Annotated in this window: 11 protein-coding genes and 1 pseudogene; all 12 read left to right on the top strand. The window is 56.1% G+C overall.

Translation table 11 applies throughout. The features are described 5' to 3' along the window. Positions 1-113 precede the first annotated feature (113 nt). The gene (gene tssH, locus WB371_RS18510; protein WP_336221500.1) at positions 114-2768 is read left to right on the top strand and encodes a type VI secretion system ATPase TssH; all 2655 of its coding nucleotides are present in this window, start codon (positions 114-116) and stop codon (positions 2766-2768) included. Then, complete coding sequence (locus WB371_RS18505) at positions 2761-5103, top strand: type VI secretion system tip protein VgrG (RefSeq protein WP_336221499.1); 2343 nt, start codon at positions 2761-2763, stop codon at positions 5101-5103. The genes tssH and WB371_RS18505 overlap by 8 nt, the downstream gene beginning before the upstream one ends. An 11-nt stretch (positions 5104-5114) precedes the next feature. Continuing rightward, positions 5115-6011 (top strand): hypothetical protein, encoded by an 897-nt coding sequence (locus WB371_RS18500; RefSeq protein ID WP_336221498.1) that lies wholly within the window; start codon positions 5115-5117, stop codon positions 6009-6011. Beyond that, a complete protein-coding gene (locus WB371_RS18495) occupies positions 6001-9144 on the top strand; it encodes a T6SS effector BTH_I2691 family protein (RefSeq protein WP_336221497.1) in 3144 nt (1047 codons plus the stop codon). Before WB371_RS18500 ends, WB371_RS18495 begins: the two co-directional genes overlap by 11 nt. Positions 9145-9154: 10 nt before the next feature. After that, on the top strand, positions 9155-10003 hold the full coding sequence (locus tag WB371_RS18490) for a DUF6708 domain-containing protein (RefSeq protein ID WP_336221496.1): 849 nt from the start codon (positions 9155-9157) through the stop codon (positions 10001-10003). Then, a complete protein-coding gene (locus WB371_RS18485; protein ID WP_336221495.1) occupies positions 10000-10386 on the top strand; it encodes a hypothetical protein in 387 nt (128 codons plus the stop codon). Before WB371_RS18490 ends, WB371_RS18485 begins: the two co-directional genes overlap by 4 nt. Positions 10387-10388: 2 nt before the next feature. Further along, the gene (locus WB371_RS18480; protein WP_336221494.1) at positions 10389-10829 is read left to right on the top strand and encodes a DUF6708 domain-containing protein; all 441 of its coding nucleotides are present in this window, start codon (positions 10389-10391) and stop codon (positions 10827-10829) included. Between the two features lie 217 nt (positions 10830-11046). Then, a complete protein-coding gene (locus WB371_RS18475; RefSeq protein WP_336221493.1) occupies positions 11047-12267 on the top strand; it encodes a hypothetical protein in 1221 nt (406 codons plus the stop codon). Positions 12268-12279: 12 nt separating this feature from the next. After that, the gene (locus tag WB371_RS18470) at positions 12280-15753 is read left to right on the top strand and encodes an ImcF-related family protein (RefSeq protein WP_420704062.1); all 3474 of its coding nucleotides are present in this window, start codon (positions 12280-12282) and stop codon (positions 15751-15753) included. After that, positions 15716-16738, top strand: a complete 1023-nt coding sequence (locus WB371_RS18465) for a hypothetical protein (RefSeq protein WP_336221492.1) — start codon at positions 15716-15718, stop codon at positions 16736-16738. Before WB371_RS18470 ends, WB371_RS18465 begins: the two co-directional genes overlap by 38 nt. A 20-nt stretch (positions 16739-16758) precedes the next feature. Next, a complete protein-coding gene (gene tssA, locus WB371_RS18460; protein ID WP_336221491.1) occupies positions 16759-18351 on the top strand; it encodes a type VI secretion system protein TssA in 1593 nt (530 codons plus the stop codon). A 30-nt stretch (positions 18352-18381) separates the two neighbouring features. Then, a pseudogene (locus tag WB371_RS18455) lies at positions 18382-18657 on the top strand (PAAR domain-containing protein); the annotation flags it as partial. Positions 18658-18736 lie beyond the last annotated feature (79 nt).

Here is an 18736-nt window from a genome sequence, read left to right as displayed (position 1 = left end):
AGCGGACGTTACGCAAAGCCATCACAGTATTTTTGTTATTCACCTTATGGGCATCGGTTAACGGCTACGGGCGGTAGCGTGCCTGAACACGACCAGACGAGAGAGTCATCACCATGGAACACCATTCAGCCGTTCTGTTACGACGTCTTAACCCTTACTGCGCCCGTGCGCTGGAAGGAGCGGCCTCGCTGTGCCAGACGCGGGCGCACGCCGAAATCACCATCGAACACTGGCTGCTGAAACTGCTGGAGCAGGGCGAAGGCGATATCACCGTGCTGGCGCGGCGCTACGAGTGGGATATGGATGGCATCTGGCAGGATTTGCTCTCACACCTTGACCGGCTGCCGCGTTCGGTGCGCAGTCGCCCGGCACTGTCTGATAACCTGGAGACGCTGCTGAAGCAGGCGTGGCTTGCCGCATCGCTCGATAGCGACTACAACCAGATACGCAGTCAGCATCTGCTACAGGCGATGGTGGAGAGCCCGAAGCTGGTTGCCTGCGACGGGCTGTGGCCATTGTTAAGCCTGCGGTCATCGCAACTGGAACGCCTGCGACCATTACTGGATGCACTGTCGGACGAACGCCCGGAGGTGCAGCAGGAGGAAAGTCTGAGTCAGTCACCTTCCGGGCTGACGGATGAGAAGAACCATGACAGCGATATTTCCAGTAACAGCTTAAGCGATGCACTCCAGAACGCACTGGACAAGTTCACCCTCGACGTCACCGCCCGTGCCCGCGAGGGCAAAATCGATCCGGTGTTCGGGCGCGACAATGAAATCCGCCAGATGGTGGACATCCTGTCACGCAGAAGAAAGAACAACCCAATTCTGGTGGGTGAACCCGGCGTTGGCAAGACCGCCCTGGTGGAAGGGCTGGCGCTCAGGATTGCGGAGGGCAACGTCCCGGACGCGCTGAAGCCGGTCTCCGTGCGTACTCTCGACCTCGGGCTGCTGCAGGCGGGGGCGGGCGTGAAGGGCGAGTTCGAGCAGCGGCTGAAGAACATCATCGATGCGGTGCAGCAGTCGCCGCAGCCGGTGCTGCTGTTTATCGATGAGGCGCATACCATTATTGGCGCGGGCAACCAGGCGGGCGGCGCGGATGCGGCGAACCTGCTGAAACCGGCGCTGGCGCGTGGTGAACTCAGAACCATCGCCGCCACCACCTGGAGCGAGTATAAGCAGTATTTTGAGCGCGATGCCGCGCTGGAGCGTCGCTTCCAGATGGTGAAGGTGGACGAACCGGACGACGATACCGCCTGCCTGATGCTCCGTGGACTGAAGTCCCGTTATGCAGAGCACCACGGCGTACATATCAGCGATGAAGCGGTGCGTGCTGCTGTTACACTCTCAAGACGTTATCTCACCGGACGCCAGTTACCCGATAAAGCGGTGGACCTGCTGGACACCGCCTCGGCCCGCGTGCGCATGAGCCTTGATACCGTGCCGGAGCCGCTGACCCGGCTGAAAGCGCAGATGACTGCCCTGGAGATGGAAAAACAGGCGCTGCTGGAGGATATCGCGCTGGGCAACGCTGCCCACGGTGAGCGTCTGGTGGTCATTGAGCAGGAGGAAAACAGCATTGTCCTGCAACTCGACTCGCTGGAAACACAGTACGGCGAAGAGCGGAAACTGACAGAATCCCTGCTCGCCTGCCGCGCGGATATCTCCCGCCAGGCGGAAATTGCAGACCTGCAAAATCAGCTGACTGCCGTTCAGCAGAATAACCCGCTGCTGGGCCTCGACGTTGATGCGCGCACCGTCGCCACCGTCATTGCCGACTGGACCGGCGTGCCGCTCTCCTCACTGATGAAGGATGAACAGACGGAACTGCTGAGCCTCGAACAGAACCTCGGCAAACGGGTGGTGGGGCAGGACACTGCCCTGAACGCCATCGCACAGCGTCTGCGAGCCAGTAAAACCGGCCTTGCGCCGGAGAATGGCCCACAGGGCGTGTTCCTGCTGACCGGCCCGAGCGGCACCGGTAAAACCGAAACCGCGCTGGCGCTGGCTGACGAACTGTTCGGCGGCGAAAAAGCCCTGATTACCATTAACCTTTCCGAGTACCAGGAGCCGCACACCGTCAGCCAGCTCAAGGGCTCCCCTCCGGGGTACGTCGGTTACGGACAGGGCGGCATTCTCACCGAAGCAGTGCGCAAACGCCCGTACAGCGTGGTGCTACTGGATGAAGTGGAAAAGGCGCACCGTGACGTGATGAATCTGTTTTATCAGGTCTTTGACCGGGGCTTTATGCGCGACGGCGAAGGGCGGGAAATCGACTTCCGTAATACCGTGATTCTGATGACCTCCAATCTTGGCAGTGACCACCTGATGCAACTCACCAGTGAGCAACCCGAAGTGACAGAAGCGGACCTGCATGAACTGCTGCGTCCGGTCCTGCGCGACCATTTCCAGCCCGCGTTGCTGGCGCGCTTCCAGACGGTGATTTATCGCCCGCTGGAACAGGCGGCGATGCGCACCATCGTACAAATGAAGCTGGATCAGGTCAGTCAGCGTCTGGCGCGGCATTACGGTATGAAGACCGATATCAGAGAGAGCCTGTACGACGCGCTGACCGCCGCCTGCCTGCTGCCGGATACCGGGGCGCGCAACATCGACAGCCTGCTGAATCAGCAAATCCTGCCGGCGCTGAGTCAGCAACTGTTAACCCATATGGCTGCAGGTCAGAAGCCGCAGCATCTGACCCTCGGCTGGGACGACGACGAGGGCATTGTGCTGGCCCTGGACGAAGGAGAAATAATCCATGAGTGACGCAAAATCCCTGATGTTCAGTCACAGCCATAATCTGCTGAAAGTACGCGGCTGCGAATCATTACTGGATGTACTGTGCTTTGAAGGCCACGAAGCGCTAAGCAAACCGTTTAAGTACACCATTGAATTCACCAGTACGGACAAGGCAGTCACCCCGCAGCAGATGCTGATGCAGGATGCGTCACTGACTCTGGTGGCCCCCGTAGACCAGGGCTACGGCATAAAGGTGCAGCAGCCGGTACGCACGCTTCAGGGCGTGGTCACCGGTTTTGAGCGGCTTTCCACCTCGAAGGATGAAACCCATTATTCACTGACCCTGCAGCCGCGTCTGGCGCTGCTCTCCCGCAGCCATCAGAACCGGATTTACCAGGATATGTCGGTGCCGGATATTGTCGAGCACATTCTGCGCACCCGCCACGATATGCGCGGCGAGGATTTTGTCTTCACCCTGGCAAACGAGTATCCGCGCCGCGAGCAGGTGATGCAGTACGGCGAGGACGACCTGGCCTTTATCTCCCGCCTGCTGGCAGAGGTGGGTATCTGGTACAAAATCACCGCCGACACCCGACTGAACATTGATGTGGTGGAATTTTACGACGACCAGCGCTATGTCGAACAAGGGACATCTCTGCCGTCAGTGCCGCCTTCCGGTCAGCATGACAGCTGCAGGGAATCGGTGTGGGCGCTGGAGAGTCACCATAACGTGGTGGAGCAGTCGGTGTTCACCCGGGACTATAACTACCGCAATGCGCCGGAAGACATGAATCTCAGCGTCGATGTCAGCCGGGGCGACAGCACCACCTATGGCGAAGCGTATCACTGGGCAGATAATTACCTGACGCCGGGTAACAGCGACCAGCGCGACCCGGAGCCGGAGAGCGGGGCGTTCTACGCCCGTATTCGTCATGAGCGCTACCTGAACCGCCAGACGCAACTGAACGGCGAAACCAACTGCGCAACGCTGGCTCCCGGTCAGGAGCTGAAAGTGACCGGCGGCGAGGAGGTCACCGACACCTTCCGCCAGGGCGTGGTGATTACCGGTATTCACAGCCACGCCCGCCGTGACCGCAGTTTTGAAGTGACCTTTCACGCGATTCCGTATTCGGAGGATTACTGCTTCCGCCCTGAGCCGGGCGATAAACCGAAGATGGCGGGCACGCTTCCTGCACGTGTAACCAGTACGAAGACTAACGATATCTACGGTCATATCGACCGCGACGGGCGCTATAAAGTCAATCTGCTGTTTGACCGCGACCACTGGCAGCCGGGTGAGGAGAGCCTGTGGGTGCGCCAGTCCCGTCCCTACGCCGGAGACACCTACGGCCTGCACTTGCCGCTGCTGGCGGGCACCGAGGTGGCGATAGCCTTTGAGCAGGGGGACCCGGATCGTCCGTATATCGCCGGGGTACTGCATGATTCGGCGCATGGTGACCACGTCACTATTTACAACTACAAACGTAACGTACTGAGAACTCCGGCGAACAACAAAATCCGCCTCGACGACACGCGCGGGAAGGAGCATATCAAGGTCAGTACAGAGTACGGCGGCAAGAGCCAGCTGAACCTCGGGCATCTGGTGGACCAGGAGAAGAAACAGCGTGGCGAGGGATTTGAGCTGCGTACCGATAGCTGGGGCGCCATACGTGCCGGGAAAGGAATATTCATCACTGCCGACGCGCAACTGAAGGCGCAGGGACAACAGCTGGATATGCAGCCTGCACTGGACTCCCTTCAGCAGGCTCAGCAACTGGCTGAATCACTGAGTAACGCTGTGAAAACTGCTCAGGCGGAGCTGGCGCAGATACAGGCGCAAAAATCCCTGTATGAATCTGCGCTGAAGGATCTACAACAGTCTGTTTTATTGATGAGCGCTCCCGCAGGTATTGCTCAGGTATCGCCACAAAATATTCAGATCAGTACCGGCAATAATTTTTCACAAACATCTGCGCAGAATAGTGACTTTAGTGTGTTCAAAAATTTTACTGTCGCAGCGGGGGAAATGATTAGCCTGTTCGCAAAAACGCTGGGGATCAAGATATTTGCCAACAAAGGTAAAGTGGATATTCAGGCCCAGGGGGATGCAATGGCGCTTACCTCACTCAAGGATATGAAAATTACCAGTAAGGATGATGAGGTTTATATTGCCGCAGGGAAGAAAATTACGCTGGCCTGTGGTGGGAGTGCTGTGATGATTGAGAATGCTGGCGTGAGTATTCTCACGCCGGGAAATCTGGTGATGAAAGCGACCAGTCATAAACGCATGGGGCCACAAAATTACCAGCCAGCGTTACCGGAGCTTCCTCCCGGCGCGACGTGCTCAGAGCAGGCGAAATAGGAGACGGTGGTATGGACGAAATCGTTGATTATCCATCACAGATAGAGCGCAATCAGGATTGTTATCGTTATCTGCTGCTTGATCCTCTAAAGCCTGTTTCCCGGGTAAACCCCCTGCATGCCAGCAGGTTACGTGCCTTTCTGGGGAATGACGCTGTTATGGTTGTTCAGCGCGCCGATCTGGCGCATTCCCCTCAGCATTGTCCTCTGCTGGTATGTCTTGCTTCGCCCGGTAGGTCTGTCGACCCGGAACTGCTGCGTACCTCTGTAAGTTATTCCCGGAATGAGGTCGGGCATGACAAGCGTTATGTTTGTGGCTGGCTGACCAGCCAGCAGCCGACCAATATTGTTGCGAATGTTCTGGCTGAACGCTGCAGCCAGTCAGGCCAGTTAATCGGTGATGAGCAGATATTACCTTTTTTTGAGCCTCTTCGTTTTGAATTACTGCACGCAACAAAAGGGTTTAATGAATTCATCTGGCCGGTATTGCAGTGGTGGTCTGCCTCCGCCAGCGGAAAAATGGTTTACCTGGAAGGTCAGGCTTCCGACAAAAAATGGCAGCCAGACTGGGGAACGCTGCGTAATCAACAAAATATCCGGGATATTCAGGGCGTACTTTTTGCCTGGTGGCGTGTGTGCGCTGTTTTACCGGACAATGCCACTGCTAGGGCAGCCAGCGCATGGGCAAACACCGCAAAATACCGACTGCCGCACCGTCAGGATCGCCATTATCTGGCGCTGAGTGAACTGACGCTTCCCGTTGATATCACTGACCATCCGTATATTCAGTCGCTTTTACAACAGGCGGCATCCAGCGCTTCATTACGTTTTACACAATTAATGACGTCGGTGCCTGAAGACGTCTGGCAGGCACTGAGCAGCAATACCGGAGGGAAATATGACGCTTAAATCACAGTCAGAACAGAATACGACCGCCGCCCAACAGGCGGCGGAACTCCCGTCCGGGTGTAAGACCTGCCAGCGTCAGGGATTACCCATTTTCCCGCTGCGGGTTGCCGCCGTACCAAAAGGGCTGGCGGGGTCATCATGGCAGCCGTCTGTGCCACCGCAACCCGTGACGTTAAGCGGCGGCGAGTATAAATACGCCCTGCGCACGCTGCGGGAGGGGTATGTGTATGTGCTACTGAATAAAAAAGTCTGGCAGGGATATCAGGTAACGGCGGAAGGTTATCTGCGGCAGTTTAACCCGTTTGCCATACCGGAAAGCGAAACGGTGGAGCCGCTCAGCCAGTCCTGCCTGACTCACGGACACGATATTGCCGCGAGTTTTATCAATATCGACGACACGCAGTACAGCGAAGCGTGGCTGGCGTTCAGTAGCGATCCGTGGAGTGAACAGGTGCTGGAGGAGTACGCCAGCGGCAAACGTCCGGCCACGCGTTTTACGCAGGTGACGCTGGCGGCACTGAAAGCAAATCCGGCGGGAGTTCCCGGCGGTCTGGCGCTGGACAGGTCCCTGTCAGCGCTGAAGGCGAATGTGGCGGAATTTGCCACCGCAAACTGGACGGATATTGCCCCGGTACATAACCAGCCAGCGGGTACTGCGGCGGGTAAAGAAAATGCGGCCACGACTGGCGGAGCGCATGGTTTTTACTCACGTCAAAGCAGGGCTGCGGCGACAGGGGACCAGGTGGCGCAGTTAAGCCGGCAGTTTAACTGTACGATTGCCGCGCTGGCGCTAAACGATGAAGTGGGCGTGGTACAGGAACTGAATATCGGACGCCTATCAGTGGTGGAAGCCCGGCAACGCTGGAATGAATCGCCAGTGGTCCGGCATAAGCATTTGATCGCGGATGCGATCCAGCAATACCTGGATACGCTGAAGAAAGCTATCGGAGAGCAAAGCCAGCCGCGTTATACACCGCCTGTCAGCGGATATCCGGCATCAGGAGGAAAAACAGAGTCAAAAGAGCAGGTTGCCCAGGAGACTTACGCGCAGAGGATTGCACGGTTACAGACTTACTATGATGAACCGGCCCGCACTGAATTCTCCCAACAGTATGAGCAGACCCTTAATGCCTATCAGGAGAAGCTGAATGCTGTCGGCAGCGACCTTGCCGGATGGTATCTGTCGCGTCACTGGCTGGATGCCATCGAGTATGACTATGCCCCGGAAACCAGCCCGGCAGGCTGGGCGTTTCAACTGGGGACGCTGACGGCCTGTATCCAGGGCAGTACCACGGATCCCGCCACCGAAACGGTGTGGGGTAACTGGCTGAAGGATAAAAACAGTCCCGCTTATAAGGGACTGATGGGCAATGAGAAATCCAAACTTGACGCTGTATTTGATGGCAAGGATGGTTTTGGCAATCTGAAAACGCTGGCAGGTTCAGAGGAGATGGGAAAATGGATTGGTTCTGAAGGCGTGCAACAGGCGCTGTCCATGCGGCTGGTGGCGATGGGCGGGGCAATGAGTCGTCTGGGAAACAATATCGCACAACCGATCAGCGATGCGTACAGGCGCGTGGTACAGGGCGTGATTGGTATGGCGGAAAAACGTCAGGTGACGCTTTTTTCGCTGGATATGACACTGGGGCAGTTCCAGACCCTGCACCGCGGGATGCAGCAGGCCCGGTTTTCGGTGTTAGCCAATCCGGAGGCGTTTACCGGTGCAATGGCGCAGGGCGGTCAGGTCAGCCGGACGGTATCGACGGGAAACCTGTTTGGCATCAGCGATCCGGAGATACTGGCCCGCAGAGTGACGGTTACGCTGGTCAGCGACCAGGCGCCGGAAACTTTTTATACCGAATTGCGTCAGTCAGGGACCAGTCCTGAGGCGGTAAAACGCCAGCCATTAACGCAGATATCGCATCTGGATAACTTCTCGCCAGCTGAGTTGCGGATTTCGTCTCTAACCCTGGCGGACAGCCCGGTCAGTACCACCCGGTTAACGCCGGTACAGGTGCAGAATACGCTGGATAACCAGAGCCGGATGATGAGTCGTTTTGTCAGCGGTAATGGTCTGGGACTGGTGTTGTCGGCAGGATTGTTGACGCTGTTCCAGGTCAGTGATCTAAAGGATAACCTGAAGGCGGTGGCGGATGTCGTGAGCGATAACTCGCAGGCCCAGCTCAAGTTGCTCTCAAGCATGATGGTGACAGGCAGTCTGCTGGCGGAGTGCGTGGGCTTTACTCATCTGCTGAGTATTCCTGATCCCGGAAAACTGGCACCGAATGTGCCTGGTGTGGCCGAGTATGTGCATCCATTGCTGCGCAGCGCCGGGGTGATTGCGGGGATCGCGGCGGTGATTGATGGGATTGGGTATTTTATTAAGTGGTCAGATGCAAAGCAGTCTGGAGATAATGAAGCTTCTAGATGGTATTTTCTTGCAGGGGCTTCAACAGGACTTGGTGGCGGTACGGCTGTTTATGCCGCTTGGTCATGTCGATTCGCTCTAACGATCGATGGATGGCTTCTGGGGATAGGGCCTGCTGGCTGGGCTGCATTGTTAATCCTGACCGGGGCCATGCTGGCAATAGCGGGAGATAACGCCCGGAGCACGCCGTTTGAAGTCTGGCTGCGCCGCTGCTGTTTTGGCAACAGAGACAGTAATGGTGCGGATAAGGATGTGGTCTGGTCGGTGAGCAGCAATCTCGAGGTCAATAACCAGAACCTCAATGCTGCGCTGGCAGCGTTTAATGCCGTTGTTAATGGGATGAGCGCTGAGGTGGGATATCAGGATAAGCTGTCAGGACTGTTGAACGGAGATGACCAGGTAAAAGTCCGTATCAGTCTGCCGGGTTACAATCCACTGTTATCTGCCTGGTCATACCGGCTGGAAATAGCCGGTGGCCGTTCACCGTTGCTGGAAGAGAGCCGCAACACAGCAGATCGCCCATTGATTGTGGAACAGCGTAACGGCCTGCCGATGTGTAAAGAGGATAAAGGGGTCATGACCATTACGGATGAAACTTGGGTGAGAAGTCAGGATAATGCTCCGGTAACGCTGACGGTCAGTTACTGGCCGGATAAAACCAGCCCTGATGCCATAATGAAAATGCAGATCATGGCGGAGGATTAAGAGAATAAAGATGACAGAAGAGAATCAACAACCAGACGGCGCGTGGCAGATTGATCCGCAGAAATATAAAGCGGCGGCTGACGCACTCTTTCACCGGGAGCCGAAACTGACGCCCCGGCTGGATAAATGGACGGAAGATATGCCCGGTATTCAGGAGGAACAGTTTGTGCCACCGCGTCTGATTCGGGTCAATGAGATAAATGATACCTGGCTGGAAATTCCCCGTTATGAAAATATTATGTGGGGGGGAGGGTGGATTGGTTCGATAGTGTGTTTATTTCCTGTCTTATTTCTTTTTCCATTTTTTTTTCAGCCATCGACTTACTATCCTGTAATGGATTTATTAATTTTTTTGATCGGTTTTTTTTGTTTGTTTTCTATATTTCTATTGAATTTAAGAACTGTATTACTTGTTCCCCGTGGCACTCCTATCCGTTTTAACCGTGCCCGTCAGAAAATTTATATTTACGACTATCAGCGCCGCTGGAATCCCTGGGTACGCTGGCCGACCACCATCCTGGTTTTTGACTGGGCGAATATCCACGGCGAAATGACCCGTGAGGTGGATCGTTATGACCAGGGGTACCGGCTGTACGGCGCGGTGTGTGATCCGGGAACAAACAATGTGCGCGAACGCTTTGTCCTGAGTTATACGGTCGGGGATCCGGCGATGCTGCACGGCCTGTGGAGCCACTGCTGCCAGTATATGCAGGGCAAAGAAGTACCGCCTTATCCGCTGGTGACGGAGCGTCCGAACACCTGGGCGCTGTGGGACACAGTGCGCTGGCCGGAGGAAATTGACAAGGAGTCAAGAACTGCACCCGGTGAGCAGGAACGGTCATTAAGGGAATCAGGATGACAGAAGAAAATCAGCGATCGGAAGATTCGTGGCGAATGGACCCGCAGAGACTGAAAGAAGCCACGGATGCTCTGTTTCACCGTGAGCCTGAACTGACGCCCCGGCTGGATAAATGGGCGGAGGATATGCCCGGTATCCGGGAGGAACAGTTTGCACCACCGCGTCTGGTGAGGGTCAATGAGATAAATGATACCTGGCTGGAAATTCCCCGTTATGAAAATATTATGTGGGGAGGAGGATGGATTTTAACTTTAGTTATAGTTATTGCGATAATATTTATTGCTTCAATTTTATCACACTCATATCGTGGCGATGACAATGTCATCAATCTTATTTTTTTATTGGTGGTGGTGGAATATTATCTTTATTTCTCTTCAACTTAAAAATGGTTTTATTTGTTCCACGAGGATCCCCATTTCGTCTCAATCGCTCTCGTCAGAAAATCTATATTTACGACTATAAGCGCCGCTGGAATCCCTGGGTGCGTTGGCCGACCACCATCAAAGTTTTTGACTGGGTGGATATCCACGGCGAAATGACCCGCGAGGTGGATCGTTACGATCAGGGCTACCGGCTGTACGGCGCGGTGTGTGATCCGGGAACAAACAATGTGCACGAACGCTTTGTCCTGAGTTATACGGTCGGAGATCCGGCGATGCTGCACGGTCTGTGGAGCCACTGCTGCCAGTATATGCAGGGCAAAGAAGTACCGCCTTACCCACTGGTGACGGAGCCTCCGAAGACCTGGGCGCTGTGGGACACAGTGCGCTGGCCGGAGGAAATTGACAAGGAGTCACGGACTGTGCCCGGTGAACCGGAACGATAGAATATTTACCACTTAATTTAATAAAGTTAGTGAAGGTATTATTATATTGATACTTCTGTTACTGACTGTTTATTGTATTGGTGATGTGTCAGTTTTTATAAGTGATATATCTAAAATAAATTTCTCGTAATCAAAGCCTGCGGGGAATACAGAATGTCTATCGTTTGGCTTTTTCCGAACGTGAGTTAATTTATTATATGTATTAAAGGAGTGTCACATGCCCGTTGTGATGAAGAAAATACCAGAACCTGCATGGCGGCCTGCGCCGCCTGTCATGTTTCGATGGCTGGTGGCACTGATGGCATTTCTTGTCACCGGAGTGCTGGTGAGTCGTTTTTTCGGTTTGCATCCGGATAATACATATTATTGGTTTTTTCCTGTGGTAGTGTCCACAGTAGTATGGGGCGGGTTGGGTATATTACGTCTGATGTTTTATTTTTTACAACATATTCAGGCGAATGCCTGGGACATACGGCGGGAAGAAAAAATATTACAGGAAACCCGCAGGGGAAGACGGGCATTGCAGATATTATCTGCCGAATTTATTACGGCTCATTCCGTATTCAAAGATGATTGTTTTTCTCTCTCTCCGGAAGCATTGCTGCGTAACGAGTCAGTATTGTTTTCTCATCCTACTCGTCAGGGGGTTGATAATGTTCAGCACAGCCGGATTGGTGACAGAGGCAATGTCAACATGTCGTCGGAGGATATACTAGCGAAATCGTTCTCATCGTTATTGAGTCCTCTGTCATCATTGATGTCCCGTCTTCCTGTGAATAATACCATCGCTGTTCTGTTTGAATCTTCAACTTCAATACCAACAAAGCATATTCAGGAGCACTGGCAAAAAGCATGGGAAAAAAATGATATACAACAATCCGTGGAATATGTTCAGGGTTCAGGACTGTCTTTTATCGACCAATGGCTGGATACCCGTATTCAGGATAATGCAGTGCTTCTGGTTATTGCGTTACAGATTGCTCCTGAACACACAGATAAATCATGTGAAGCCGTAGTGGCATTATTACTGGGCAATCGCCTGACACAGAACGTACTGAGCCCAATAGCGTTATTGCATCGTCCGCAACAGTCCGGGAGTGATGAGTTGGCCGAAGGCGTCATGCAGTCCGCCTACTGGGTTCCGATTTTGCCGGAAGGAAGTAAGCCAGCTGGTCTCTGGTTGTCTGCTCTCCCCGATGATGGTTTTTCTTCTGTAATACCTTTATCAGGTAAGTTTCCTTTGAGTGAGATTACGCCTGACAGTGGGATAAACAATCTTGATAACAGTGCCGGTTTTGCAGGGTGTGCTTCCCCCTGGCTTGCTATTGCCGCAGCGGCAAGATCGGCACAGCAGAGTCAACAACGGCAAATGATCATTAACGGGGAGTCAGCGGTATCCACATTGTGGAGCACTATTGTCTCTCCTGTTACACCTTGACTGGAGATGGATGTGAAGTCTTTTTCGCTATTACAAAAAATTAAGTATCCGTCGCTGGGATACTGGATTATTGCCGGGGGATTATTGCTGGTTGCTGGTGCGGCTTTGTTCATCATTTCCTGGCATCCTGAGTGGGTCAGCCTGACTCCTGGTACCCTGTTGTATGAAAAATACCTTATTGGTGCTCGTTTCGGAGTTGTTGCGCTGACTGCTGCCATTCTGATGGTTTTTTTAATTACCCGTTCATCCGGAAAAAATAATTTCGATATAGCACTGCAACAGGCTCAGGGCGACGATAGCGTAAAACAAAAACAATCAGAGAAAAATTCTGCCACGACCGATAACTACGGATTCCGGCAATTAGCCATCCATCTTCGCCGCCGCCATAATCGCTTCTGGCGCAGTAAAGTCCGCCTGCTGCTGGTCTGCGGCGAACCCGCACAAATATCCGCCATCGCTCCCGGTCTTGCGGAGAAACAGTGGCTGGAAGGCAGTAAAACGGTGCTTATTTACGGCGGCAGTCTGTCAACGTTACCGGATAACGAACGCCTGACCGCCCTGCGCAAGCTGAGCCGCAGCCACCCGCTGGACGGCATTGTGCTGGCGCTGGATGAGCAGCAGGCGACCGCCGGTGTGCTGGATAACCATCTGCGCTCCCTGGAGCAGGTCGGGGAGGCGTTACATTACCAGCCGCCGGTGTACCTGTGGCAAGTGCATGACAGTGACTGGCCGCAGGATACCCGTATTACCCAGACACTGGGGGCGCTGTTTCCGACACGGGCCACGCCGGATGCAGTGGAGCGACAACTCCGCGCTATTCTGCCGTCCCTGCGTGAGCAGGGCATGCAGCAGATGTACGCTGACCCGGCCCATGATTATCTGCTGCGTTTCGGGCGCTCTCTTGAGGAGAAAGGCATTGCCCGCTGGCGCACGCTGCTGACGCCGTGGCTGACGGAGCACCTGAAGCGTGTTCCGCTGCGCGGCCTGATGTTCAGCCCGTCGCTGACAGCAGAACCGGTGACGGATGAAAATCTTCATCCCCATCGCTGGCCCGCCCCGGCGGTGTGGCAGGGCGTGACGGCAGACTGTATTCGTGCGCGCGGTGTGCGGGTGGGGATGCCGTGGCAGCGCACTCTCGGCGTCACCCTGCTGGCGCTGATTGCCCTGTGGGGCACCGGCAGTCTCCTCTCCTTTATGGTCAACCGCCAGCATATTGTGAGCGCCACGGAGCGGGCGCAGCAACTGGTGCAGCACCCGGCTGTTAATGATGAACAACTGATGGCGTTACAGTTACTGCGTAACGATATCGGACGTTTACAGATTCAGAGTGAACACGGTGCGCCCTGGTATCAGCGTTTCGGTCTCAACCACAATGCGCAGCTTGCTGCCGCACTGATGCCCTGGTACACGCAGGCGAACAACCGCCTGATACGTGATGCGGCAGTGCAGGTGCTGACGCAAAAGCTTAACGTGCTGGCAAACCTGCCGCCGCGCAGCCCGCAACGGGCGACACTGGCAAAAGCGGGTTACGACCAGCTGAAGGCGTACCTGATGATGGTGCGACCGGACAAAGCTGACCCGGTATTTTACGCTCAGGTGCTGAAAACAACCGAACCCTCCCGTCCGGGTATGTCCACGGCGCTGTGGCAGAGTATTGCGCCGGATTTATGGGGTTTTTACATGCATAACCTGCCGTCGCAGCCGGCCTGGAAAATCACGCCGGACACGGCGCTGGTGACTCAGGTACGTCAGGTGTTGCTGGAACAAATCGGCCAGCGCAATGCCGAGAGTACCCTGTACGAGAACATGCTGATGTCTGTCCGGCGCAACTATGCCGACATGACCCTTGCGGATATGACGCCGCAGACCGACGCCAGCCGCCTGTTCAGTACTCAGGAAGTGGTGCCGGGAATGTTCACCCGCCAGGCGTGGGAGGGCGGCATTCAGGACGCGATTGACAAGGCCGTGGCCTCGCGGCGTGATGAAATCGATTGGGTGCTGAGCGACAACCGTAAAACCCTCACCGGCGATGTTTCTCCGGAGGCGCTGAAACAGCGCCTGACGGAACGCTACTTTACTGATTTCGCCAGTGCCTGGCTGGGCTTTCTCAACAGTATCCGGCTGAATCCGGCACACAATATCGCCGATGTCACCGACCAGTTGACCCTGGCGGGGGATGTGCGCCAGTCGCCGCTGATAGCCCTGATGAACACCCTGGCGTACCAGGGGCAGACCGGACAACAGAAAGAGGCGATATCTGATTCGCTGGTGAAATCAGCGAAAAATCTGCTGGGGCAGGACGATAAGCCGGTGATTGACCAGCAGGCTGCCGGGCCTGTCAGCCCGCTGGACGGCACTTTCGGGCCGCTGCTGGCCCTGATGGGGAAAAACAGCGCGCAGAACGTGATGGCAGCGGACAGTTCGCTCAGTTTACAGACTTACCTGACGCGCCTGACCCGCGTGCGTCTCCGGCTCCAGCAGGTAGCGAGTGCTCCCGACCCGCAGGCGATGATGCAGCAACTGGCACAGACGGTCTTTCAGGGAAAAAGCGTCGACCTGACCGACACCCGGGAATACGGCAGCCTGGTGGCGGCAAGCCTCGGCGAAGAGTGGAGTGGTTTCGGGCAGACGATGTTCGTACAGCCGCTGGCCCAGGCCTGGGAGACAGTGTTACAGCCGTCGGCAGCCAGCCTCAACGACGCGTGGCAGCGCTCGGTGGTTGCTAACTGGCATTCCGCTTTTGACGGTCGTTATCCCTTTGCCGCCGGAAAAAATGATGCCTCGTTGCCGATGCTGGCGGCGTTTATCCGCCGTGACAGCGGGCGTATCGACCGTTTCCTGACCAGCCAACTGGGCGGCGTGCTGCACCGGGAGGGCAGTACCTGGGTGGCGGACAGCACCAACAGTCAGGGGCTGGCGTTCAGTCCGGCATTCCTGAAGGCGATTAATCAGTTGAGCGAACTCTCCGACATCCTGTTTACCGACGGCAGCCAGGGCATCAGCTTTGAGATGCAGGGGGTGGCGATGCCGGAGATTGTCGAGACACAACTGACCATCGACGGACAGACGCTGCATTATTTTAACCAGCTTGCCGACTGGCAGAGCTTCCGCTGGCCGGGGGTGATTAACAAGCCCGGCGCGATGCTGACCTGGACCTCAACAGCGGCAGGCGCGCGATTGTTTGCCAACGACAGTGGCCCGTGGGGCGCTATCCGGCTGCTGGAGACGATGAAGCGGCAGAAGGAAAACGACGGCCTGTACCGGCTGACCGTGACCGCGCCGGACAACCGGCAGCTCCAGTGGCTGCTGCGTACAGAGCTGGGTGACGGCCCGCTCTCACTGCTGAAGCTGCGTAACTTCAGCCTTCCGGCACAAATATTCAGTGTGAATGCGTCCGCAGCAGACCGCGTTGCCGGGGCGTTCAGTGCAACTGACGGGGATGATGACAATGGCGACATTCCATCCGGCACAGTGGGTTCTGGCTGAATACAGCCGCCAGTGTCCCGATGTGTTCAGAAGTGCGGATACGTTCAGAAAAACGGACCCGGACTCACCGTGGTGTTTTATGACTTCACGGCAGTGCCAGTCCTGGCTGAAGGATTATCTGCGCACGCATTCCGTCCCGGCAACAGGGCCGCTGTCGCGGGAAGCCCTGAAAACATACACTCCGCTGGGCGAGTTTATTGTGCTGGCAGCCTGGCGTACGGGAAAAACCATTATCCGCTGCGATGAGGCGTTGCTGGAGGCGCTGGACAAAACCGGCCTGCACGACGCGCTGCCTGCCGGGGCGCTACTCCGTCTGCCGTTCTGGGGATTTTATCTGGAGTTTCCGTCATACCGGGTGGCGATGCCGCATCCCGACGTGCAGAGAATTCCCGCCCACGGCGCGTTTATCACCCTGACGGATGCGGCAGACGGACGGGGAACCGACCTGCTGGCGCTGGTGGTGGGGGCCGGGGCAACCTCACAGAAAGGCGTGCATCCCACGATGACGACCTTTCTGCCCGTTGCCGGAACGACAGGAGAGTCGCTGTCGGCGCTGCGTTCCGAACTGACCCGGCATTTCTGGAGCGCCGTACTGCCGGTACTGTTTTACCTCTGCGCGGAGAATACCGACTGGGGTGGCAGCGGTATTCCTCTGCGCCCGATGCCAAAAAAGGTACGGCGCAGGGGCGAACGTTTTTTTGAGCCGCCACAGGCTCAGGTGCTGGATGTGGGTGTGCGGGTGGGCGCTGCATTGCGTCAGCTCCATCAGCATTTCCGGGAACAGACGGCAGATGCGCAGAACTCAGGTCCGTCCGGTGGACGTTGTCTGCGTCCGCATATCCGCCGCGCTCACTGGCAGGGCTACCGGACAGGACAAAAAAACCAGGACACACCACAAAAACGGGAGATGCGCTGGATCGCGCCGGTTTTTGTTAACGCCCGAGATAACGACATGCTTCAGGCCGTGGTGCGCAGCCTGAAGTAACCAGGGAGAACCCTCTTTTTATGGCATCCATTGATACCCTGCTGGCGGCCTGCCAGTTGGAGACGGACACGCTGGCATCGCAGGCTCAGTCCCGCCTTGCCCTGTGGGCAAACTGGCTGTTGCCTGTGTCTGATAACAATCCCACCGGCGACGACCCCGGCTATGACGATGATTTTCAGCAGATGCGTGAGGAGGTGAATAAACTCTCCGGCGCAGATACGGACCTGATTTGCACTCTGGCAGAAAAGCTGCTGACCACCACAACCAAAGATATCCGCGTTGCGACGTATTACGCCTGGGCGCGACTGCATCGGGATGGCGAGTCCGGGCTGGCGGACGGACTGGAACTGCTGGCCGGGCTGATGCAGCGTTTTGGCACACAATTGCATCCACAACGGGAGCGCAGCCGGAAAGCGGCGCTGGAGTGGCTCGGCAGCAGCCGGATGCTCGACAGCCTGTCGTTATACCCGGAAGTGACAAAAACGGAAGCGGAACGCATCGCTGGGGCGCTGTGGCTGACTGAGCAGGCAGCGGAACAAACGAAAACAGAAGAGCGCCCGCAGTTCGGCACCCTGTACGCTGCGCTGGAAAGCCGATTGCTGAAATCCGGCGGCATGGATGCGGTGGTGCCGCAGAACGTCAGCGATGGTACGCCGCCAGCCACGACTGGCAGCGTACCATCGCTGACGGGGATTGCTTCGGGCCAGGAGTTGCTCTCGCAGGCGCGGATACTGGCGGAATACCTCAGAGGCCAGCCGGATGGCTGGTTGTCCGCCCACCGGCTGATAAAGAATCTCCGTCACGACACCCTCCATCAGTTACCACCACTCCAGGCAGATGGTAAAACCCGTATCGAGCCGCCAAAGCCAGACCAGCGGGCGCAGCTCAAACGGCTGTATCTGCAACAGAGCTGGCGGGAACTGATGGAGGAGGCGGACGGCCTGCTGTCGCGCGGCGCGAACCATCTGTGGCTGGACGTTCAGTGGTATCTGCACCAGGCATTACTGAAATCCGGGCGTGACGCTGATGCTGCCATTATTCAGGCCGACCTGAAAGGGCTGCTCTCGCGTCTGACGGGACTGGAGACGCTGGCCTTTAACGACGGCACGCCGTTCGCTGACGAGGTGACGCTGAACTGGATACAGCAGCAGGTACTGGATAATCCTGCCGGCTGGCAGGACGACCATACCGCCAACTCCACCACAGTATCAGGCGACGACGATATCCTGCAACTGGAGCCGGAAGCGCTCACGCTTGCCGACAGTGAAGGCCCCGATGCAGCGCTGGCCTGGCTGCAGAGCCGTCCCGGCATCACTACGCCGCGAAGTCGCTGGCTGCTGCGCCTGCTGATGGCGCGTATTGCCGAACAGACCGGCAAAAACGAACTGGCCCTGCACCTGCTGGGTGAACTGGATTCCCGTTCAGCAACCCTGACCCTGAATCAATGGGAGCCGGGGCTGTTGTTTGAGGTGAAGGCGAGACACCTGAAACTGCTGCGCATGAAGGCCGGACGTAGTGAAGCAGAGAAAATCCGGCTACAGCCGGAAATGGAATCGTTGCTCGGTGGACTGATTGCCATTGATCCGGCTCGGGCGGCAGTGCTGTGCCAGTAACACCGATCATAATTTTTCGGAGGTGCCACTATGGCAGAAGGTAATTATTTGGTTGTGGGGGATAAAACCACCTGCGGGGGCCTCATTGTGGAGGGGGATGACACTTTTACGATTATGGGTATTCCGGTTGCACGCGAAATGGACAAGGTAACCTGTGGTCAGCATCCGGGGACATACATGATAACGGGCAGTATTCCTGGAGACAGCCTTAATGACAGAGGATATGCCGGAACATTACACAGCAAAAGCTCCTGTCCTTGCCAGGCGCGGTTTATCGCGTCAATGGTGGATGACACCTATGAAATGTGATGTGCAGTGACAGTATTTCAGATTGTTTTTTCGCTTCATTCCTTCAACGAAACTCCTTTCAGTGGCCTGCAAGGCT

It is taken from the genome of Citrobacter amalonaticus (genome assembly GCF_037053465.1).
Classification (GTDB): Bacteria; Pseudomonadota; Gammaproteobacteria; order Enterobacterales; family Enterobacteriaceae; genus Citrobacter_A; species Citrobacter_A amalonaticus_H.
The sequence above is the reverse complement of the archived record's forward strand: the minus strand, read 5'-3'. Positions and strand labels throughout refer to the sequence as shown.